Here is a 19,000-nt window from a genome sequence, read left to right as displayed (position 1 = left end):
CGTTTTGCTTTGCTTCCCGCTCTGTTGCCGGATGGCTGCGGGGGTGGGGTGAACGCCATTGCCCAATTTCGCCCAGGCTTCCTACAATGGTTCAGCAACCGTGAGAGGGCGCCATGGCACATGTTATCTGGGACCATAACCCGCCGACCACCTGGATAGCCAACGTGGACGGGCAAGCACTTTGCTCCATCAAGCGCAAAGACATTGGCGGGTGGACCGCCGCCTGGACAGACGACCGCCTGTGGCCGCCACCCGCCCATCTGCCCAAGGCCATGCCGCAGCCCACCCAGTTTTTCAGCAGTCTGGAAGAAGCCAAGCAGGCGGTGGAAAGCGCTCTGGGCGCTTGAGGCGGCGCCATGGAGCACGGCTGCAGTCTGAGTGACTGCGCTTGCATATACCGGCGGCGGCGGGCGCTGCGACTCCAATCATTCTATGAGGGGCGTGGGCTCCCACGCATGCGGCTACGCTCAGCCCGCAGGGCGATGGAAGAACGCATCCAGCACTGGCATCAATCCCGGAAACTCCTGGGCAAACCGTTCGCGGTTCACAAAGTACGCCTCGCAGGCCACCGCAAAGAACTCGGACTGCGAGGTGGCGCCGTACGCGTCCAGCCAGGGCCGTTCGGCGCCGAAGCGCTCGGCCATGATCACGCGCTCGCGAAACTGTTCGTAGGCGGGCTCCCAGGCTGCCCACCACGCCTCATACGCCGCACGGCCGGTGCGTGCGCCCATAAAGCCTGCGGGCAAGGGCGGGCAGCCGTTGGGTTGGCCGTTCTTCATGTCGAGCTTGTGCACGAACTCGTGCACCACCACGTTGTGTCCGCGCGCCGTGTTCTCGGTGGCGTTGCTCACATGCTGCCAGCTGAGCATGATGGGGCCGCGCTCCATGGCCTCGCCCAGCAGCACCTGGGTGTGCTCGTGCACCACTCCTGCCTCGTCCATCGTTTGGCGGCGGGCCACGGCTTCGCCAGGGTGCAGCACGATGCCCACAAAATCGTCGTACCAGTCGAGTGCCTTGGCGGGGTCGCCCCAGTGCAGCAGGGGCAGGCAGGCCTGCGCGGCAATGTCGATGGCCATGGCGTCGGTCACCGTGAGGCCATGGGCGCCGTGGAATTCCTTGTGGTGCAAGAAGAGGGCGCTCAGCACGCGCAGTTTGGCCTGGTCGTGCAGCGACAGCGCGGCCAGAAACGGGTAGCGCTGCACGGTCTGCAGCCACAGCGTGGCGGAGAGGTCCGGCACCGGGGCCACGGTGGCGCGCACGCGGCGCCAGAGGCGGTTGAGCAAGGGGGGCATGGCGATCGGGCTGCGGGAGGTGAGCCCGCTCAGTTCATGACCGCTGTTACTTGGGGGCCAAGGACAGCCGTTCCAAGCCCGTGCTGGACAAACGCAGTGTTTCCAGACGGGGGGGCAATGCCGCAGCATCCCAGTCGCTCAGCACCACGCGCTGCAGCCCAGGGGCCAGCACATGCTGGGCAGGCCGGTGGGTGTGGCCGTGGATGAGGGTGTGTGCGTCAGCGGCCTGCAGCCAGGCGACGGCGGCGGGGCCGTCCACATCGGCATAGCTGGCGCCGGATTGTTTTTTGGCCTCGCTCTCCTGGCGGATGCCACGCGCCTGCACGCGGCGCTTGGCCAGGGGCTGGGTCAGAAACTGCTGCTGCCAGTCGGCACTGCGGGCCTGCAGGCGAAAACGCTGGTAGTCCACATCGTCCAGGCACAGCAGGTCGCCGTGGCTCAGGACATACCGCTGGCCGCCAAAGACCAGGACTGTGGGGTCTGCCAGGCCGGTGATGCCGCACGCGGCCAGGAAGTCAGGGCCCGCCAGAAAATCGCGATTGCCGTGCATGAAGTACACCGGCAGGCGCTGCGTGGCGGCCCGCAGAAGTGCGCAACCCTGGGCCTCGAAGCTGCCGGGCTCGCGCAGGGCATCGTCGCCCACCCACACCTCGAACAGGTCGCCCAGGATGAAGAGGGCGTCTGCCGGAGTGCTCTCCAGATACTGCTGGAACGCAGCCACCGTGGCGGGCTCGCTGGCCTGCAGGTGCAGGTCCGAAATGAAATCGACCGTGCGCCAGTACGGTGGAGCAACAAGCTCCTCGAACGGGGGCACGGTCGTCAACGGGGCGGCAGTCAAGGCCCGGATCAGGCGGTGGATTTACAGGGCCACGGCCTTGTCGATCACGACGGCGTCGAAAGGCACGTCGTCATGGAAGCCCTTGCGGGTGGTGCGCACGGCCTTGATGGCGTCCACCACGTCCTGGCCCTTCACGACCTTGCCGAACACGGCGTAGCCCCAGCCTTGTGCGGTGGGCGAGCTGTGGTTCAGGAAGGCGTTATCCACCGTGTTGATGAAGAACTGCGCGGTGGCGCTGTGGGGGTCGCCAGTGCGGGCCATGGCCACGGTGTACTTGTCGTTCTTCAGGCCGTTCTTGGCTTCGTTCTCGATGGGGGCCTGGGTTTCCTTTTGCTTCATGTCGGCCGTCATGCCCCCGCCCTGGATCATGAAGTTCTTGATCACGCGGTGGAACACGGTGCCGTTGTAGAAGCCGCTGTTCACATAGCTCAGGAAGTTGGCGGTGGACTTGGGGGCTTTCTCGGCGTCCAGTTCCAGGGTGATCACGCCTTGGGTGGCGGTTTCGGCCACGTTGATGGTCACGTGGAGTTCAACTTGTGGATTGCTCATAATTTGATTCCTTAATTAATTATTCTGACAATATGAAATTTAGAGAGGATTCATTTTTTACGTTGATGAGTTTAATCAGCGTGCCACCTTGAGTTTTTCCAGCCACCTCCCAGGTTACAGATGTGACTATGAAATACTCGCCAGTCGGTATATTTTTAAAAGTAAAACGTCCCTGAGCATCTGCGGTTGTATCTCGGGTGTAAGCGGCAGCCTTTACATTATGTGTAGTGAGTGGATATGGGTAGTGCGATTGATTTTTGTAATATTCTTTTGCGAAAGGTGTTGCTGGTTCCAGAAAAACCTTATTTCCGGCCGCATACTTCACATCGCCTCCTCGAGTTTTGAGAAATGCCTGCCCTGTAACCTCAGTTTTTCCATTTTTTTCCAGTGTTTGATACTGATTTTCCGGGAAAGTCGCTTGTGAAGCCGTGTCTGAGGAAGCAGAAATAATGTAGACGGGTGTGGTGGGCACGTTCTGGTGCGGGCCCTTGTTGCCGGTGGCCACAGCCTTGATCTTGTCCACCACGGCGGTGCCTTCTACCACCTTGCCGAACACGGCATAGCCGTAGCCGTCGGGGCTGGGGGCATTGAGCATGGCGTTGTCCTTCACATTGATGAAGAACTGAGACGTTGCCGAGTTGGGATCACCGGTGCGCGCCATGGCGATGGTGTAGGTGTCGTTCTTGAGGCCGTTCTTGGCTTCGAGCGGAATGGGTGCCTTGGTGGGCTTTTGCTGCATGTCGGGGGTGAAGCCGCCGCCCTGGATCATGAAGCCGTCGATCACACGGTGGAAGATCGTGCCGTCGTAGTGCTTGCTGTTCACATAGGCCAGGAAGTTCTCGACCGTCTTGGGAGCCTTGGCCGCATCGAGCTGCACCACGATGTCACCCATCGACGTGGCCAGCTTGACCTTGGGAGCATCTTGCGCCTGTACGGGTGCTACTGTAAACATAGCGGCCAGGGCAATGCTTGCCAGCGCTACGGTCGAATTTCTTCTGGAAATCATCCAATCACTCCCTCGAAAAAGATCTGCCATTGTTGGCCGCGGCGCGTCCAGTACTGGCGCTTGACCGGCCCCGTGCGTGCGCCTTCGGCGACTTCGCCGAACGTTACCACCATGGTGTCGGCCGAGTCTGTCCACCGCAGGTAAGACTTGTCCTTGAGCTGGAGTTCCCGTCCCTTGAGGGCGCGGGCCTCGGCCTGCAGCACCTGGGTCCATTCGTCCAGCGGCTTCTTGCGGTAACTCTGGAAGTCGGACGCATAAAAGCCCAGCAGGCGCTTCATGTCCCCTTCCGTCTTGGCGGTGCGCCAGGCATTGAGCACCGCGTCGAACGATTTGCGGTCGGCGGCCACGCTGTGGGGCGGCACCCATTGCAGTTGCCGCGCAATGACCACGGGGGTGGAGCGGGGCTCCACCGTGCGCAGGATGCGTTCGAGGTCGGGGTTGGCCAGCACCAGGCAGCCGTCGGTGGCCAGGGGCGCGCGCGAGAACTGGTCGGGCGGCGTGCCATGCAGCCAGATGCCGCTGCCGGTCTTGCCCCGGCTCTGGTCCAGCGGGTTGGGGTAGTTGATGGGCAGGGCGCCCGCGCCGTAGAAGTCCTTGAGCTTGGCCGGGTCCAGGCGGCTGGTGATGAAATACACACCCAGCGGCGTGCGCTGGTCGCCTTCCACCTCTTTTTCGATACCGAGCTTGCCCACGGAGGCGTAATAGTCGGCCACCAGCCGCAGGCCCTGCGCGGTGTTTTCAAAGAGGTACAGCCGCGAGCGCGAGGTGTCCACCGCAATGGCGTGGCGCGAGCGGGGCGACAGCTCCAGGAACTGCGCGGGGATGGCGTTGGCGGGGGGGCGGCTGCGTTGCGCATCCACACGCTGGCGCGATTCGGTGCGCAGCTCGGCCAGCGCCGCTGCCGCCTGGATGCTGCGGGCCGAGTCTGGCTCGGGGGCCACATCGCCCAGGTGCCGTAGCGGGCGCGTGCGCGACATCAGCAGGTCGCCTACGGCCAGTTGGGCCAGTTGGAAGTTGGGGTAATCGCGCGCCAGGCTTTCGGCCTGGGCCAGGGCTTCCCGCCCGCGCCCTTCGGCTACCAGCTTGTAGACCGCCATAAGGCGGGCCTCCGCCTGGCCGTCGCGCAGCTCTGCCGGCGCGGGGGCGACAGGGGGCGTGGTGGATGCTGCGTGCGCAGCGGCCGCACGCCGTGCCTTGGCGCCCTGCGGCAGGGCGGGCGTGGCCAGCGAGATGCCCAGCAGCAACAGCATCGCCGATGCGGCCCGGCGGCCCGGGGAGGTCAGGGGCACGAACATGCGAAACATCAATCAGCTGTGCGCTGGGGCAAAAAAAAAGCCCGCGCGGAAGGCGCAGGCGCCGCCTCGGGGAGCATGGTCAACCGCCCGTGGATTCGCGGACGATGGTCCAGCGACCGTTGTTGTGAACCAGGTCCAAGGTCTTGCGGCTGCTGACGTTCAGCGAATCAGCGCTGTAGGCCTGGCGGAAGCGGGCGGTGGCCTTGTCGCCTTGCACCGACACGTTGATGTCGGACAGCTTCACGCTGATCTTGGACTTGCCGACGATGCGCGCCTCGCGCTCCTTCTCCCAGACAGCACGGCCCTGGCGGCCTGGCGGGTCGAACGACTTGTCGTAGGCGCCCAGATAAGCCTTCATGTCCTTGGCGGCCCAGGCTGCTGCCCAAGCCTGAACGGCGGCGGTCACCGCCTGGGTGGACGCGTCAGCCGCCGCTGCTGCGGCAGGGGCCGGCGCGGGCGCCGCGGCAGTGCTGGCCGCTGGTGCCGGGGCGGCCGCAGGCGCTGGAGTCGGGGCAGGTGCCGGAGCCGGGGTGGCCGGCGCTGGTGCAGCCGCTACAGGGGCGGGGGCTGGCGTGGGCGCAGGAGCGGCTGCGGGACGCTGGGTCACCACCACGGCGGGGGCTGGTGCGGCGGCGGCAGGGCGACCGGCCTTGCTGCCGGGCTCGTTGGAGAACAGCTCGCGGATCAGCGCCAGCTTGGGTTTGACGGAGTTGGCGTTGTTGGCATCCAGCTGCAGCGCCTTGTTGTAGGCCTGGCTGGCCAGCTTGGCGTAAATGTCGCCCAGGTTTTCCTGCGCGGTGGCGTAGCTGGGGTTGGTGCGGATCGCCATTTCCAGCGCTGTGCGGGCCTTGTCCAGCTGATTCTGGTTGGCATACAGCACGGCCAGGTTGTTGTAGGGCTCGGGCAGCTCAGGGTACTCTTCGGTGAGCTTGGTGAAGGTGGCGATGGCGTCGGCCTGCTTGCCCGAGTCCGTCTGGGCCACGCCGCGCAAGAAGCGCAGTTGGGGGTCACGCGGGTTGGCAGCCAGGCGCTGGTCGGCCTTGGCCAGCGCCTCGGACGCCTTGCCCGCCTTGAGCAGCTGGGTGATGTCGGCATAGTCGTCCGCGTGGACCACACCCGTGCCCATCAGGGCGGTCAGTGCCAGAAGGCGCAGGAGGCGTGGGAGTGTGCGTCGGACTTGCTTCATGGGGGTACAAAGGAGTTGGGCGGCAGCCAGCCCGGGCGGGGGCTTATACTGCGGCGGATTGTAGCTGAGGGGGTTGTCATGACGGTACGCTGTTGCCGCTGGTGATTTTGCTGGACGCCCCTTGCCGGGCCACCCCCTTCCCAGGGCTGAGTTCCGCTGCTGCCGGGTGAGTCTCAGGCGCTCACCCACCCCCATCAAGTCTCCCGTTACTGAAATCCCATGAGTTTGCGCATCTACAACACGCTGTCGCGTGCATTGGAGGACTTTTCCCCGCTCGAACCTGGCCATGTGCGCATGTATGTGTGCGGCATGACCATTTACGACCTGTGCCACATCGGCCACGCCCGCATGATGATGGCGTTTGACGTGGTGCAGCGCTGGCTCAAGGCCAGCGGCCTGCGCGTGACCTACGTGCGCAATATCACCGACATCGACGACAAGATCATCAAGCGCGCGCTGGAGCGGGGCATCACCATCCGCCAGCTCACCGACGAGATGATTGCTGCGATGCACCAGGACATCGGCCTTTTGGGCATCGAGCCACCCTCGGTGGAGCCGCGTGCCACTGAATACGTGCCGCAGATGCTCTCGCTGATCGGTCAGCTCGAAGGCAAAGGCCTGGCCTACCGCGCGAGCAACGGGGATGTGAACTACTCGGTACGCAAGTTCGATGGCTACGGCAAGCTCTCGGGCAAGTCGCTGGACGAGCTGCGCGCTGGCGAGCGGGTGGCCGTGCTGGACGGCAAGGAAGACCCGCTCGACTTTGTGCTGTGGAAGTCCGCCAAGCCCGAGGAGCCGCCCGAGGCCAAGTGGGACAGCGCTTTTGGTGCGGGCCGCCCCGGCTGGCACATCGAATGCTCGGCCATGAGCTGCGCCACGCTGGGCGAAACCTTCGACATCCACGGTGGCGGCGCGGATCTGCAATTCCCCCACCACGAGAACGAAATCGCACAGAGCGAAGGCGCCACGGGCAAGCCGCTGGCCAAATTCTGGGTGCACAACGGCTTTGTGCGGGTGGACAACGAGAAGATGTCCAAGAGCCTGGGCAACTTCTTCACCATCCGCGACGTGCTCAAGAACTATGACGCCGAGACGGTGCGCTTTTTCATCGTGCGGGCCCACTACCGCAGCGCGCTGAACTACAGCGATGCCCACCTGGACGACGCACGCCAGGCGCTCAAGCGTCTGTACACGGCCCTCAGCCTGGTGACCCCGGCGCAGGTGGCGTCCATCGACTGGACCAGCCCCTTCGCAGCCCGCTTCAAGGCTGCGATGGACGAGGACTTTGGCACGCCCGAGGCGGTGGCCGTGCTGTTCGACCTGGCGAGCGAGGTCAACAAGACCCGCTCTGCAGAGCTGGCCGGGCTGCTGAAGGCGCTGGGTGGTTGCCTGGGCATCTTGCAGGGCGACCCGCAAGCGTTTCTTCAGTCGGGTGCTGCGGGGGTGGATGAGGCCGAGATTCAGGCGCAGATTGCCGCCCGGGCCGCAGCCAAGGCGGCCAAGAACTTTGCCGAGGCCGACCGCATCCGCAACCACTTGCTGGCCCAGGGCATCGTGCTCAAGGACTCTGCCGCCGGTACCACTTGGGAAGCCGCCCAATGAGCATGGTTTTGAAGCCAAATATGCCAGTAGTGCAGGTGGAATAAGCGGTGGCAGCTTCTAAAAAGATAGCAAGCGACGCCGCGGCGCCGCCACTGGTGCTGGCCACGCCCGACTACTGGGCCGAGGCCTGTAAGCACCTGGTGAAAAAAGACCGGGTGATGAAGCGCCTGATCCCGCAGTTTGGCGACGCCGCGCTGCAAACCAAGGGCGACCCCTTCATCACCCTGGCGCGGTCCATCGTGGGCCAGCAGGTGTCCGTGGCTTCAGCGCAGGCCGTGTGGGAGCGTTTTGTGGCGCTGCTGCCGCGCGGCCTGAAGCCCGCCAGCGTGCTCAAGCTCAAGATCGATGACATGCGGGCCGCAGGCCTGTCGGCCCGCAAGGTGGACTACCTGGTGGACCTGGCCATGCACTTTGAGGGCGGCAAGCTGCACGTCAAGGACTGGGCCGCCATGGACGACGAGGCCATCATTGCCGAGCTGGTGGCCATCCGGGGCATTGGCCGCTGGACGGCCGAGATGTTTTTGATCTTCTATTTGATGCGGCCCAATGTTTTGCCCCTGGACGACCCGGGGTTGATCAGCGGGATCAGCCAGAATTACTTCTCTGGCGACCCGGTGAGCCGCAGCGACGCCCGCGAGGTGGCCGAGGCCTGGAAGCCCTGGTGCAGCGTCGCGACTTGGTATATTTGGCGGTCTCTGGACCCCCTGCCTGTAACCTATTGACACCACTACAGGCACGCCGGTTACAGTGCGTGCCATTCGTGGCAACCCCGCCGGGTGCGATCCCCAAGGAGAAAAACGTTGGCGAAAAAGACCTTTCTGGATTTCGAGCAGCCCATCGCCGAGCTGGAGTCCAAAATTGAAGAACTGCGCTACGTGCAGACCGAGAGTGCCGTCGATATCTCGGAAGAGATCGACCAGCTGAGCAAAAAGAGCCAGCAGCTCACCAAAGACATCTACAGCGAACTGTCGCCCTGGCAGATCACCAAGATCGCCCGCCACCCCGAGCGCCCCTACACGCTCGACTACGTGCGCGACATCTTCACCGACTTCGTCGAGCTGCACGGCGACCGCCACTATGCGGATGACCTGTCCATCGTGGGTGGCCTGGCCCGCTTCAACGGGCACGCCTGCATGGTCATTGGCCACCAGAAGGGCCGTGACACGAAGGAGCGCGCTATGCGCAACTTCGGCATGAGCAAGCCCGAGGGCTATCGCAAGGCCCTGCGCCTGATGAAGACGGCCGAGAAGTTCAAGCTGCCCGTGTTCACCTTTGTGGACACGCCCGGCGCCTACCCCGGCATCGATGCCGAGGAACGCGGTCAGTCCGAAGCCATCGGCCGCAACATCTTCGAGATGGCGCAGCTCGAAGTGCCCATCATCACCACCATCATCGGCGAAGGTGGCTCCGGCGGCGCCCTGGCCATCAGTGTGGCCGACCAGGTCGTGATGCTGCAGTACGCCATCTACTCAGTCATCAGCCCCGAAGGTTGCGCGTCCATCCTCTGGAAGACCAGTGAGAAGGCGCAAGAGGCGGCCGACGCCCTGGGCATCACCGCCCACCGCCTCAAGGCCCTGGGCCTGGTGGACAAGATCGTGAGCGAGCCCGTGGGCGGCGCCCACCGTGACCACAAGCAGATGGCAGCCTTCCTCAAACGCGCTTTGGGTGATGCCTTCCGCCAGGTGGCAGACCTCAAGACCAAGGACCTGCTGGACCGCCGCTACGAGCGCCTGCAGAGCTACGGCCGCTTCAGCGACACCAAGGCAGACGCTCGCTGAGCAGCCTTGAACCCGGCGCTGGCCGGGGCTTTTGCACCAGTCCGGTGCGCTTTCAACGACCCTTCGGGGTCGTTGTTGTTTTTGGCGCCGAATCGTTCACGCGGCGCCTGTTTCCCCTCTGGCGCGCAGACTGCTACCGGATGTAACATCTTCGAACACCGCCTGCGCGGGCGGTTGAAGGGGTGCTCCATGTCGCTTCTGAAGACGCTCAAGGGCCAGATCCTGGTGGTGTCTGCCGCCTGTATGGTGGCAGCCCTGTTGGTGCTCACGCTGGTCAACTATTTCTCCGCCCGCGCACAAGCGCGGGTGGCGTTGGCAGAGGAGGGGCAGGCCACCGCCAAGAGCCATGCGGAGGCCATCGAAGAGTGGACCCGCGCGAAGGCGGGCATCATCGCGGCCTCCATCGCCGCGTTTGAAGAGCCAGAGCCCGCCAAGTCCCTGGCCATGCTGCGTGATGCGGGCAAGTTCAGCACGGCGTACTTTGGCTACGCAGACAAAAAGTACGTTTTCTCCGAAGCCCGCAACCTCCCCGCCGACTACGACCCCACTGCACGCCCCTGGTACAAGCAGGCTGCCCAGGCTGGCACGTCCGTGGTCACGCCGCCCTACATCTCGGCCTCCGACCAGAAACTGGTGGTGACCTTTGCGACGCCGGTGGGTGCGGGCTCCGCACTCAAGGGGGTGGCTGCCGGGGATGTGTACATGGAATCGGTCGTGGCCAATGTCGCGTCCATCCAGCCCACGCCGCAAAGCTTTGCCTTTCTGGTGTCCGCGGACGGCAAGATCATTGCCCACAAAGACCAGGGGCTCACGCTCAAGCCCATCACTGAACTCTCCAAAGACCTCGCGATCGAGCCGCTGCTGGCTGCTGCCAAGAACAAAGGACTGCTGCCGACCGACATCGCCGGGCGCAGCCGCCTGCTGAGTGTGGTGCCGATCGCTGGCACGTCCTGGATGCTGGTCGTGGCCCTGGACGAGAGCGAAGCCATGGCGCCGATCCGCGCCATGTTGGCCACATCGCTGATCTCCAGTGTGCTGGTGCTGGTCGTGGCCGTGGCGTTGCTGGGGGTGGTGCTCACCCGGCGTCTGCGCCAGCTCACGCTGGTGCGCGATGCCATGCACGAAATCGGCGCGGGCGACGGCGACCTGTCACGCCGCATTGACGCGCACGGCGAGGATGAACTGGCCCAGATCGCCGGCAGCTTCAACAGTTTTGCCGGCAAGCTCTCGGGGGTGTTGGCTCAGATCCGGGACGCCAGCAGTTCGGTGCGTGTGGCCGCCGAAGAGATCGCCACCGGCAATCACGACCTGAGCGGGCGCACTGAACTCACGGCATCCAGCTTGCAGCAGACCTCGGCCTCCATGCAGCAGCTGACCGAAACGGTGCGGCACAACGCAGACTCTGCGCGGCAGGCCAACCAGCTGGTCGCCCAGGCCTCCAGCGTCGCGCAGCACGGTGGTCAGGTGGTGGGCAATGTAGTGACCACCATGGACCAGATCAATGCGGCCTCGCGCAAGATCAACGACATCATCGGCGTGATCGACGGCATTGCGTTTCAGACCAACATCCTCGCGCTCAACGCAGCGGTGGAGGCCGCGCGCGCAGGCGAGCAGGGCCGGGGCTTTGCGGTGGTGGCGGGTGAGGTGCGCAGTCTGGCCCAGCGCAGTGCCGAAGCGGCCCGCGAGATCAAGACCTTGATCAATACGTCGGTCGAGCAGGTGGAAAACGGCTCGCGGCTGGTGCACGACGCAGGCACCACGATGACCGACATCGTGACCTCGGTGCAGCGCGTGACGGACATCATGGCCGAGATCACCGCGTCCACCAACGAGCAGAGCACCAGCATCAACGAGGTGGGGCAGGCCGTGGCCCAACTCGACCAGATGACCCAGCAGAACGCAGCGCTGGTGGAAGAGAGCGCTGCAGCGGCGCAGAGTCTGAAGGATCAGTCGGTGCGGCTGTCGGAGGTGGTGGGTACCTTCCGCCTGTCCACCGATTCTGCCCACGTTTCGCCACGGCTGTCCCCGCCGGGCGGTTGAGTCGCAAGGGTCGGGGCGTCGCGGCGCCCCTAGTGCACCTTGCTGCCGGAGAACGGGGCCCCGTGATAATCGGCGCCCATGAACTGTTGCCCCTGTCCAGATGCTTGTAGCCGTGAGTTGACTCCAATGGCTGCTGGTCCGAGCGCTGGGCCTTCAGCGCCTGGGGGCCAGGCGCCATGACTCAATCCATGGACGTCGCCCTGCAAGCTTTCGCGCCCGCCTTACCTCTGGCGGTGGCGTTGAGCGGCGGAGCGGACTCGACCGCGTTGTTGCTGGCCTGTGCGCACCGCTGGCCGGGGCAGGTGTTGGCCATCCACGTACACCATGGGCTGCAGGCGGCTGCCGACGGATTTGAGCAGCATTGCGTGGCCTTGTGCGGCCAGCTGGGTGTGCCTTTGCGCGTGCAGAGGCTGGATGCGCGCCCAGCGCCCGGTCAGAGCCCGGAGGATGCTGCCCGGCAAGCCAGATACCAGGCTTTGACGGCTGTAGCGCTAGAAGATCATGTCTTGGGTGCTATTCAATCCATAGCAATCGCACAGCACGCCGATGACCAGGTCGAAACCCTGTTGCTGGCCCTGTCGCGCGGAGCGGGCGTCGCGGGCCTTGCCGCCATGCCGGCCCAGTGGGAGCGGGGAGGGCTGGTCTGGCATCGTCCTTTGCTGCAGGTGGCCGCGTCGGATGTGCGCCAGTGGTTGAAGGCGCAGGGCCAAGCGTGGGTGGAAGACCCCACCAACCGCGACGAGCGCTACACCCGCAACCGCATCAGGGCGCAACTGCTCCCGGTTCTCGAGGCTGCATTCCCGTCCTTTCGGGAGACCTTCGCGCGGTCAGCGGCCAACGCCGCCCGGGCGGCAGAACTGCTGCAAGAGCTGGCCCAGCAAGACCTGTTGCAGGTAGGCCAGCCCCCGGAGATCAAGGCCCTGCAAATGCTCAGTCGCGCCCGCCAGGCCAACGTGCTGCGCCACTGGCTGCGCCACACCCACCTGACAACCCCGACGGCCGCACAGCTGAGCGAGCTGCTGAGTCAAATCAGCGCCTGCTCCACGCGGGGCCACCAGATCCGTATCAAGGTAGGCAGCGGCTTTGTGGTGCGCTCGGGCACTACGCTGGATTGGCTGAAACCCTAGGCGGCGTCTGACTTGGCCGGGCGGCAACTGTGCTGCGGGTGTTCGTTATCTTATGGGGCGTGTCGCCCTAGGCTATGGAGACTCACCGCTTGGCGGTTTGCACGAAGTGCCCCTGGAGCCCGTCCATGGTTTTCGGGAGCACGGCGTAGTTTGGCAAAGGCTGACCTCGGCGGGACCCCGTCCAAAATGAGGCATAATAGCGGGATTGGAAACGTGACCGAGTGGCCGAAGGTGCTCCCCTGCTAAGGGAGTATGGGGTGTAGAGCCTCATCGAGGGTTCGAATCCCTCCGTTTCCGCCAAGATAAGCCCCAAGTGCTCAAGCGCTTGGGGCTTTTTCTTTGGCGCCTGCTGCCGCCCCGTTCTTTCAGGCATCGCCTGCGAACTGTCAGGCTCCTCGCTCAGGTCACTCGTCGATGGATGCACTCCATCGGCTGCCCCAATCGTTTCCTTTGTGGACCTTGTCGATCTCGCGGCGGTCGCGTTTGGTCGGGCGCCCTTCCTGCAGCGTGGCTGCAGGTTCGGGAGCCAGACGGCGCATTTCCGCTGCCTTTTCGCGGGCGGCGATGCTGTCAGGGGTTTCCTCATACAGCTGCTGGGCCACAGGCGCGGGGCCCCGGGCGCCGCTCAGGCCCCGCACGAGCACCGTGCGTGCCACGGGCCCTTGGCGCAGCGCCACGGTGTCGCCGCAACGCAGGTCGCGGGCAGGTTTGGCCAGTTGGCCATTGACGGTGACCCGGCCCTTGCCGATTTCTTCCGTGGCGAGGCTCCGGGTTTTGTAAAAGCGGGCGCACCAGAGCCATTTGTCCAGCCGCATCGTCTCCATCGTGTTCATGGATGAGATTGTGCCGCCTGCATCGCCGGCGCGCTGTCAGTCAGTGGCGCAGGAAGTGGCAGGCGGACTACCGCATCCAGCCCGGTCACCTTGTGGCCCTGGACCCGGTTGGTCAGCACGATGCTGCCTTCCAGCGCCTGCACGATCTCATGGCAGATGGCCAAGCCCAGGCCACTGCCGGTGCGCACGTCGCCCGCCGAGAAGGGCTGGAACAGGCGGGCCGCCAGTTCGTCATCAATGCCGGGGCCGTGGTCGCTGATGGTGAGCGCCACATGCCGTCCGTCGCTGCGCAGGTCCACGGTCAGCTCGCTGCCCGGTGGTGCGTGGCGCACGGCGTTGTGCAGCAGGTTGCGGCTCAGCTCGCGCAGCATCCATTCGTGCGATTGCACCAGAGCGGGCTCGGTGTGGATGCCGAAGTCGAGGTCGCGCTGGGCGATGAGGGGCGAGATTTCCAGCGCCACTGCGCGCAGGACCTCGTCGAACCGGGTAGCGGGCGGCGCGCTTTGCTGGCGCAGTTGCTCCACCTTGGCCAGGGCCAGCATCTGGTTGGCCAGCAGCGTGGCGCGGTCTACCGTGTCGCTGATTTCGTGCAGGGCTTGCTGTGGCTCCACATCGCCGTGCAGGGCGGACTGCACCTGGGTCTTGAGCACGGCCAGCGGCGTGCGCAACTGGTGCGATGCATCACGCACAAAGCGCTTCTGGTGCCGCAGCAGGTGGCGCAGGCGCTGCATGACCTCGTTGGTTGCGTCCACCAGCGGTTGCAGCTCGCGCGGGGCCAGCGGGGCGGCGATGGGGCTCAGGTCACCTTCGCGCCGGGCCTGCAGCTGCTGGCTGAGCTGGCGAACGGGCTGGGTGGCGCGCTGCACCACCAGCACCACGGTGAAGGCGATCACCGCGATCAGCAGTGCCTGGCGCAGCAGGGTGTTGCGCAGGATCTGAAGGGCCAGGGTTTCGCGCACTTCCAGCGTCTCGGCCACCTGGATCACCGCCATGGCCCGCCCCTGGGAGCTGGCCACCGGCTGCAGCAGCACGGCGACGCGCACATCGCGGTCACGAAAGCGGTCGTCGTAAAAGTCCACCAAGGCAGCGTAGGGCGGGCGGGCAGGGATGCGGCCGTGCCACATCGGCAGGTCTTCAAAGCCCGACACCATCTCGCCCTTCAGGGTCGAGACGCGGTAGAACATCTGGCTCTGGTTGTCGGCTTCAAAGGCCTCCAGCGCGGAATACGGCACGATGGCGCGCAGCTGCGCTTCCTCGTCAAACCCCTTCACATCCAGCTGTTCGCTGATGCTCTTGGCAGATGCCAGCAGGGTGCGGTCGTAGGCCGTGTTGAGGGATGCCAGGGTCTGGTGGTACAGGCTCCAGGTGTTGAAGCCTATGAACAGCACCACCGGCAGCAAGATGCCCAGCAGCAGGCGCCGCCTTAGCGAGTGGTGGCGCACGCCTTCGGGGCTCATGTGTCGGCCCGCAGCAGGTAGCCCAGGCCGCGCAGTGTCATCAGGGTCAGGCCCGTGCCTGCCAGCTTTTTGCGCAGCCGGTACACCACGACCTCGATGGCTTCGTACTGAACGTCCAGCTGGCCCGGAAACACCAGCTCATACAGCCTTTCCTTGGTCACCGCATGGCCGGGCTGGGCCAGCAGGGCGTGCATCAAAGCGAGCTCGCGCGGCGTGAGCTCCATCACCTCGCCGTGGAGGTACAGGGCGCCGCTGTCCTTGTCGTATCGGATGGCGCCGATCTGCACGGTGCTGGGGGCGAGGGGCGCCACTGCGGGGTCTGCGCTGCGGCGCACCAGAGCGCGCAGACGGGCCTCCAGTTCGTCCAGGTCAAAAGGTTTGGGCAAATAGTCATCGGCCCCGGCGTTCAGGCCCATCACCCGGTCGCCGACGGTGCCGCGCGCTGTCAGGATGAGCACGGGGGTGCGCAGGCCGCGCGACCGGGCCTGCTGCAGTACCTGCAGGCCGTCCAGGCCGGGAAGGGTCAGGTCCAGGATGACGGCATCGGGCTGCAGCGCGGTCCACTGGCTGAGAGCCGCGCGCCCGTCGCCCACGGCCGTCACTTCCATGCCGCGCCGGGTCAGCGCGCGGTGCAGCGTGGCCTGCATGGTGGGGTCGTCTTCTACAAGGAGCAATTGCATGCGCGGCACCATAGCACCGTCTCGCCGGGCCCCGCGCATGAGTGTTTTCCCTGAGTCTGAGGACAGCCGTTTGACAGGCAGCGCGCGCATCATCGGGCGGTTCGCAAACCTTATCAGGAGACAGACACCATGCGTCGCGATACCTTTCTGAAATCCCTGGCCGCCCTGGCCGCAGCGGGTGCGCTGCCCGTCTCGGCCCAGACGGCATCTGCCATCAAGATGATGATTCCTGCCAACCCGGGTGGAGGCTGGGACACCACCGGTCGCGCGTTGGGCAAGGCAATGCAGGACGCAGGGGTTGCCAGCTCGGTCACCTACGACAACAAGGGCGGTGCCGCCGGCGCGATCGGCCTGGCCCAGTTCGTCAACGGCAGCAAGGGCGACCCGAATGCCGTGATGGTGATGGGTGCGGTGATGCTGGGCGGCATCATCACGGGCAAGCCCCCGGTGGGTCTGGACAAGGTCACGCCACTGGCACGCCTGACCAGCGAATACAACGTGTTTGTGCTGCCTTCCAACTCGCCTTTCAAGTCGATGAAGGACGTGGTGGACCAGCTCAAGAAGGATCCTGGCAGCGTGAAATGGGGTGGCGGCTCGCGCGGCTCCACCGAGCACATCGCAGCCGCCATGATTGCCCGTGAAGTGGGTGTGGACCCGGCCAAGATCAACTACGTGGCGTTCCGTGGGGGCGGCGAGGCAACCGCCGCCATCCTGGGCGGCAACGTCACCATCGGCGGCAGCGGCTACAGCGAGTTTGCCGAGTACATCGCTGCGGGCAAGATGCGGGCCATCGGGGTCACGTCCGGCAAGCGCCTCAAGGGCGTCGAGGTGCCCACGCTCAAGGAGCAGGGCATCAACGTCGAGATCGGCAACTGGCGTGGTGTGTACGGTGCTCCCGGTATCGACAAGGCCCAGCGTGACGCGCTGATCGCCTCCATCGAGAAGGCCACAAAGAGCAAGGCCTGGAGCGAGGCGCTGGCCAAGAACGACTGGACCCCCGCGTGGATGGCTGGCGATGCGTTTGCCAGCTTCGTGGACCAGGAATTCGCCAGCCTGCGCGCCACCATGGTCAAGTCCGGGATGGTGTGATGACTGAAGGCAGCACCATTCCATCGCCGCGCGCGCAGACCATCGTCGGCGCCGGTGTGCTGCTGGTGGCCGGAGGCATGGCCTTCGGCGCCTTGCAGATTTCCGGCGAGGCCGGCTACGGCGGCGTCGGCCCCAACTTCCTGCCGTGGCTGTGTACCGTGGTGCTGGCCATTTGCGGCGCGTGGCTGGTGTGGGAGGCACGCACCGGCGGCTACCGCGAGATGTCCGAAGCCAGCGGGCACCCCAAGGCCGATATCGGCTCTTTCGTGTGGGTGTCTGCGGGCCTTCTGGTCAACGCCGCATTGATTGGCACCGTGGGCTTCATCGTGAGCTGCACGATCTGCTACGTGCTGGCCGTGCAAGGCCTCCGCCGCGCAGCACGGCAGCCCCAAGCCGGCTCCGTCGGCACGTGGGTGAAGGATGTGCTGACCGGGCTGGCGATCTCGGCGCCTGTGTTCTGGGCCTTCACGCAGTTTCTCGCCATCAACCTGCCGGGCCTGACGGGAACGGGCTGGCTGTAAAGCCCCCCCATCCTCTGTCGCAGCCCGGCAAGACCCCTGACAACAACATCAAGAAGAGGTTCTGATGGAAATCTTTGATGCGCTTCTGGCGGGCTTTGCCACCGCCATCACGCCAGCCAACCTGCTGTGGGCGCTGGTGGGCTGTGCCCTCGGCACGGCCGTGGGCGTGCTGCCTGGCATCGGGCCCGCCGTGGCTGTGGCCATGTTGCTGCCCATCACCGCCAAGGTCGAGGTCACGGCCTCGATGATCTTTTTTGCCGGTATCTACTACGGCGCCATGTATGGAGGGTCCACCACGTCGATCCTGCTGAACACGCCGGGGGAGACGGCGAGTATGGTGACCGCGATGGAGGGCAACAAGATGGCCAAGAGTGGCCGCGCCGGTGCGGCGCTGGCGACCTCGGCGATTGGCTCCTTCGTGGCGGGCACCATTGCAACGGTGGTCGTGACGCTGTTCGCACCGGGCGTGGCGGAATTTGCCGTCAAGCTGGGGCCGCCGGAATACTTCATGCTGATGGTGCTGGCCTTCACCACCGTGAGCGCGGTGCTCGGCCAGAGCGCTTTGCGCGGCATGACAGCCCTCTTTGTGGGGCTGGCCCTGGGCTGCGTGGGCATGGACCAGATCTCTGGTGCCGCGCGCTACACCGCAGGCCAGATGGAGTTGCTGGATGGCATCGACATCGTGCTGGTGGCCGTGGGGCTGTTTGCCGTGGCCGAGGTGCTCTACGCAGCCATTTACGAAGGCAGCGTGAACGAGACGCAGAACAAGATGAGCCGTGTGCACATGACCGCACGGGACTGGAAACGGTCCTGGCCCGCGTGGCTGCGCGGTACGCTCATCGGCACACCGTTTGGCTGTATCCCTGCGGGCGGCACAGAGATACCCACCTTCCTCAGCTACGCCACCGAGAAGAAGCTTGCCAAGGGCGAGGACAAGGCCGAGTTTGGGGGCAAGGGCGCCATTGAAGGCGTGGCCGGCCCCGAGGCGGCGAACAACGCCACCGTGACGGCTGCGCTGATTCCGCTGCTGACGCTGGGCATTCCCACCAGCAACACCACGGCCGTGCTGCTGGGCGCTTTCCAGAACTACGGCATCAACCCGGGCCCGCAGCTGTTCACCAGCTCGGCGGCACTGGTGTGGGCGCTGATCGCCTCGCTGTACATCGGCAACATCATGCTGCTGGTGCTGAACCTGCCGATGGTGGGCTTGTGGGTCAAGCTGCTGAAGGTGCCACGCCCGCAGCTGTACGCAGGCATCCTGATCTTCGCCACGGTGGGGGCCTACGGCATGCGCCAGAGCGCGTTCGACCTGTTCCTGCTGTATGCCATCGGCATTCTGGGGGTGGTGATGCGCCGGTTCGACTTTCCGACCGCGCCGGTGGTGGTGGGCATGATCCTGGGCCCCTTGGCCGAGGCGCAGATGCGTAACGCCGTGGCGCTGGGCGAGGGCAGCTGGTGGATCTTCCTGCAGCGCCCGATGTCGCTCACGCTGGTGGTGATCGTGGCGCTGGTGTTGATCGTTCCGCGCGTGATGCGCCGCATGGCGGCACGCAAGCTGGCGTCTTCATAGAGGCCCCTGCGTCTGCGCACTCGTGGCGCACGATGCACGTAAAAAAACCGCGCTCCAGGGCGCGGTTTTTTCGTTTTCAGCTTGGGTTGTTGTGGCAAGCCTGGCACCGGGTTGTAGATCCCGAGCCTCCCCACCAG

The 19,000-nt window shown here is 65.1% G+C and carries 17 protein-coding genes, 1 tRNA gene and 1 pseudogene; 10 read left to right on the top strand and 9 right to left on the bottom strand.

Annotated features, from left to right (window positions below):
• Positions 1 to 113: 113 nt before the first annotated feature.
• A complete protein-coding gene (locus ACOYR4_RS16000) occupies positions 114 to 347 on the top strand; it encodes a hypothetical protein (protein ID WP_015014971.1) in 234 nt (77 codons plus the stop codon).
• A gap of 120 nt (positions 348 to 467) precedes the next feature.
• Here ACOYR4_RS16000 and ACOYR4_RS15995 read toward each other — a convergent pair whose 3' ends face one another.
• The 6 genes and pseudogenes from ACOYR4_RS15995 to ACOYR4_RS15970 all read right to left on the bottom strand — a co-directional run bounded on the left by ACOYR4_RS15995 (position 468) and on the right by ACOYR4_RS15970 (position 6,166).
• Positions 468 to 1,292, bottom strand: a complete 825-nt coding sequence (locus ACOYR4_RS15995; RefSeq protein WP_422847284.1) for a zinc-dependent peptidase — start codon at positions 1,290 to 1,292, stop codon at positions 468 to 470.
• Between the two features lie 46 nt (positions 1,293 to 1,338).
• The gene (locus ACOYR4_RS15990) at positions 1,339 to 2,115 is read right to left on the bottom strand and encodes a UDP-2,3-diacylglucosamine diphosphatase (protein WP_422847283.1); all 777 of its coding nucleotides are present in this window, start codon (positions 2,113 to 2,115) and stop codon (positions 1,339 to 1,341) included.
• A 36-nt stretch (positions 2,116 to 2,151) separates the two neighbouring features.
• A complete protein-coding gene (locus ACOYR4_RS15985; RefSeq protein ID WP_015014968.1) occupies positions 2,152 to 2,679 on the bottom strand; it encodes a peptidylprolyl isomerase in 528 nt (175 codons plus the stop codon).
• Between the two features lie 436 nt (positions 2,680 to 3,115).
• A pseudogene (locus ACOYR4_RS15980) lies at positions 3,116 to 3,685 on the bottom strand (peptidylprolyl isomerase); the annotation flags it as partial.
• Entirely contained in the window at positions 3,682 to 4,935 is a 1,254-nt protein-coding gene (locus ACOYR4_RS15975; protein WP_422849676.1) for a L,D-transpeptidase family protein, read from the bottom strand. The pseudogene ACOYR4_RS15980 and the gene ACOYR4_RS15975, both read right to left, overlap by 4 nt.
• Before the next feature lie 124 nt (positions 4,936 to 5,059).
• Positions 5,060 to 6,166 (bottom strand): L,D-transpeptidase Cds6 family protein, encoded by a 1,107-nt coding sequence (locus ACOYR4_RS15970; RefSeq protein ID WP_422847282.1) that lies wholly within the window; start codon positions 6,164 to 6,166, stop codon positions 5,060 to 5,062.
• Positions 6,167 to 6,385: 219 nt separating this feature from the next.
• On the opposite strand from ACOYR4_RS15970, the gene cysS reads away from it, so the two are divergent.
• From cysS to ACOYR4_RS15940, 6 genes are all read left to right on the top strand, one after another.
• Positions 6,386 to 7,768 carry a cysteine--tRNA ligase gene (gene cysS / locus ACOYR4_RS15965; protein WP_422847281.1) on the top strand — a complete coding sequence of 461 codons (1,383 nt, stop codon included), beginning with the start codon at positions 6,386 to 6,388 and terminating at the stop codon, positions 7,766 to 7,768.
• Positions 7,769 to 7,815: 47 nt separating this feature from the next.
• Positions 7,816 to 8,490 carry a DNA-3-methyladenine glycosylase family protein gene (locus ACOYR4_RS15960; protein ID WP_295942934.1) on the top strand — a complete coding sequence of 225 codons (675 nt, stop codon included), beginning with the start codon at positions 7,816 to 7,818 and terminating at the stop codon, positions 8,488 to 8,490.
• 78 nt (positions 8,491 to 8,568) lie between these two features.
• Positions 8,569 to 9,546, top strand: a complete 978-nt coding sequence (locus ACOYR4_RS15955) for an acetyl-CoA carboxylase carboxyltransferase subunit alpha (protein WP_015014962.1) — start codon at positions 8,569 to 8,571, stop codon at positions 9,544 to 9,546.
• A gap of 189 nt (positions 9,547 to 9,735) precedes the next feature.
• Positions 9,736 to 11,586, top strand: a complete 1,851-nt coding sequence (locus ACOYR4_RS15950) for a methyl-accepting chemotaxis protein (RefSeq protein ID WP_422847280.1) — start codon at positions 9,736 to 9,738, stop codon at positions 11,584 to 11,586.
• Between the two features lie 176 nt (positions 11,587 to 11,762).
• A complete protein-coding gene (gene tilS / locus ACOYR4_RS15945; RefSeq protein ID WP_422847279.1) occupies positions 11,763 to 12,713 on the top strand; it encodes a tRNA lysidine(34) synthetase TilS in 951 nt (316 codons plus the stop codon).
• 207 nt (positions 12,714 to 12,920) lie between these two features.
• Positions 12,921 to 13,013: transfer RNA gene (locus ACOYR4_RS15940), tRNA-Ser, on the top strand.
• 104 nt (positions 13,014 to 13,117) lie between these two features.
• Here the strand turns inward: ACOYR4_RS15940 and ACOYR4_RS15935 are convergent.
• From ACOYR4_RS15935 to ACOYR4_RS15925, 3 genes are read right to left on the bottom strand one after another with little or no spacing between them, the layout of a single operon-like run.
• Positions 13,118 to 13,546: an RNA-binding S4 domain-containing protein gene (locus ACOYR4_RS15935; RefSeq protein ID WP_422847278.1), complete on the bottom strand. Its 429-nt coding sequence runs from the start codon at positions 13,544 to 13,546 to the stop codon at positions 13,118 to 13,120.
• A complete protein-coding gene (locus ACOYR4_RS15930) occupies positions 13,543 to 15,003 on the bottom strand; it encodes a sensor histidine kinase (protein WP_422847277.1) in 1,461 nt (486 codons plus the stop codon). The genes ACOYR4_RS15935 and ACOYR4_RS15930 overlap by 4 nt, the downstream gene beginning before the upstream one ends.
• Positions 15,000 to 15,683 (bottom strand): response regulator transcription factor, encoded by a 684-nt coding sequence (locus tag ACOYR4_RS15925; protein WP_060987090.1) that lies wholly within the window; start codon positions 15,681 to 15,683, stop codon positions 15,000 to 15,002. Before ACOYR4_RS15925 ends, ACOYR4_RS15930 begins: the two co-directional genes overlap by 4 nt.
• Before the next feature lie 129 nt (positions 15,684 to 15,812).
• Between ACOYR4_RS15925 and ACOYR4_RS15920 the strand changes: the two genes are divergently transcribed.
• From ACOYR4_RS15920 to ACOYR4_RS15910, 3 genes are all read left to right on the top strand, one after another.
• Complete coding sequence (locus ACOYR4_RS15920; RefSeq protein ID WP_015014956.1) at positions 15,813 to 16,772, top strand: Bug family tripartite tricarboxylate transporter substrate binding protein; 960 nt, start codon at positions 15,813 to 15,815, stop codon at positions 16,770 to 16,772.
• Entirely contained in the window at positions 16,772 to 17,293 is a 522-nt protein-coding gene (locus tag ACOYR4_RS15915) for a tripartite tricarboxylate transporter TctB family protein (protein ID WP_060987085.1), read from the top strand. Before ACOYR4_RS15920 ends, ACOYR4_RS15915 begins: the two co-directional genes overlap by 1 nt.
• 64 nt (positions 17,294 to 17,357) lie before the next feature.
• Entirely contained in the window at positions 17,358 to 18,863 is a 1,506-nt protein-coding gene (locus tag ACOYR4_RS15910; RefSeq protein WP_060987086.1) for a tripartite tricarboxylate transporter permease, read from the top strand.
• Positions 18,864 to 19,000: the final 137 nt, after the last annotated feature.

The sequence above is a fragment of the Acidovorax sp. M14 genome, assembly GCF_049331375.1.
In the GTDB taxonomy this organism is placed as follows: domain Bacteria; phylum Pseudomonadota; class Gammaproteobacteria; order Burkholderiales; family Burkholderiaceae_C; genus Acidovorax.
The sequence above is the reverse complement of the archived record's forward strand: the minus strand, read 5'-3'. Positions and strand labels throughout refer to the sequence as shown.

Bases quoted from the DNA above. Each gene is read 5' to 3' on its own strand.
- ACOYR4_RS16000 (WP_015014971.1), top strand. From the start codon at position 114: ATGGCACATGTTATCTGGGACCATAACCCGCCGACCACCTGGATAGCC.
- ACOYR4_RS15995 (WP_422847284.1), bottom strand. From the start codon at position 1,292: ATGCCCCCCTTGCTCAACCGCCTCTGGCGCCGCGTGCGCGCCACCGTG.
- ACOYR4_RS15985 (WP_015014968.1), bottom strand. From the start codon at position 2,679: ATGAGCAATCCACAAGTTGAACTCCACGTGACCATCAACGTGGCCGAA.
- ACOYR4_RS15975 (WP_422849676.1), bottom strand. From the start codon at position 4,935: ATGCTGTTGCTGCTGGGCATCTCGCTGGCCACGCCCGCCCTGCCGCAG.
- ACOYR4_RS15970 (WP_422847282.1), bottom strand. From the start codon at position 6,166: ATGAAGCAAGTCCGACGCACACTCCCACGCCTCCTGCGCCTTCTGGCA.
- cysS (WP_422847281.1), top strand. From the start codon at position 6,386: ATGAGTTTGCGCATCTACAACACGCTGTCGCGTGCATTGGAGGACTTT.
- ACOYR4_RS15950 (WP_422847280.1), top strand. From the start codon at position 9,736: ATGTCGCTTCTGAAGACGCTCAAGGGCCAGATCCTGGTGGTGTCTGCC.
- tilS (WP_422847279.1), top strand. From the start codon at position 11,763: ATGACTCAATCCATGGACGTCGCCCTGCAAGCTTTCGCGCCCGCCTTA.
- ACOYR4_RS15935 (WP_422847278.1), bottom strand. From the start codon at position 13,546: ATGAACACGATGGAGACGATGCGGCTGGACAAATGGCTCTGGTGCGCC.
- ACOYR4_RS15930 (WP_422847277.1), bottom strand. From the start codon at position 15,003: ATGAGCCCCGAAGGCGTGCGCCACCACTCGCTAAGGCGGCGCCTGCTG.
- ACOYR4_RS15925 (WP_060987090.1), bottom strand. From the start codon at position 15,683: ATGCAATTGCTCCTTGTAGAAGACGACCCCACCATGCAGGCCACGCTG.
- ACOYR4_RS15920 (WP_015014956.1), top strand. From the start codon at position 15,813: ATGCGTCGCGATACCTTTCTGAAATCCCTGGCCGCCCTGGCCGCAGCG.
- ACOYR4_RS15915 (WP_060987085.1), top strand. From the start codon at position 16,772: ATGACTGAAGGCAGCACCATTCCATCGCCGCGCGCGCAGACCATCGTC.
- ACOYR4_RS15910 (WP_060987086.1), top strand. From the start codon at position 17,358: ATGGAAATCTTTGATGCGCTTCTGGCGGGCTTTGCCACCGCCATCACG.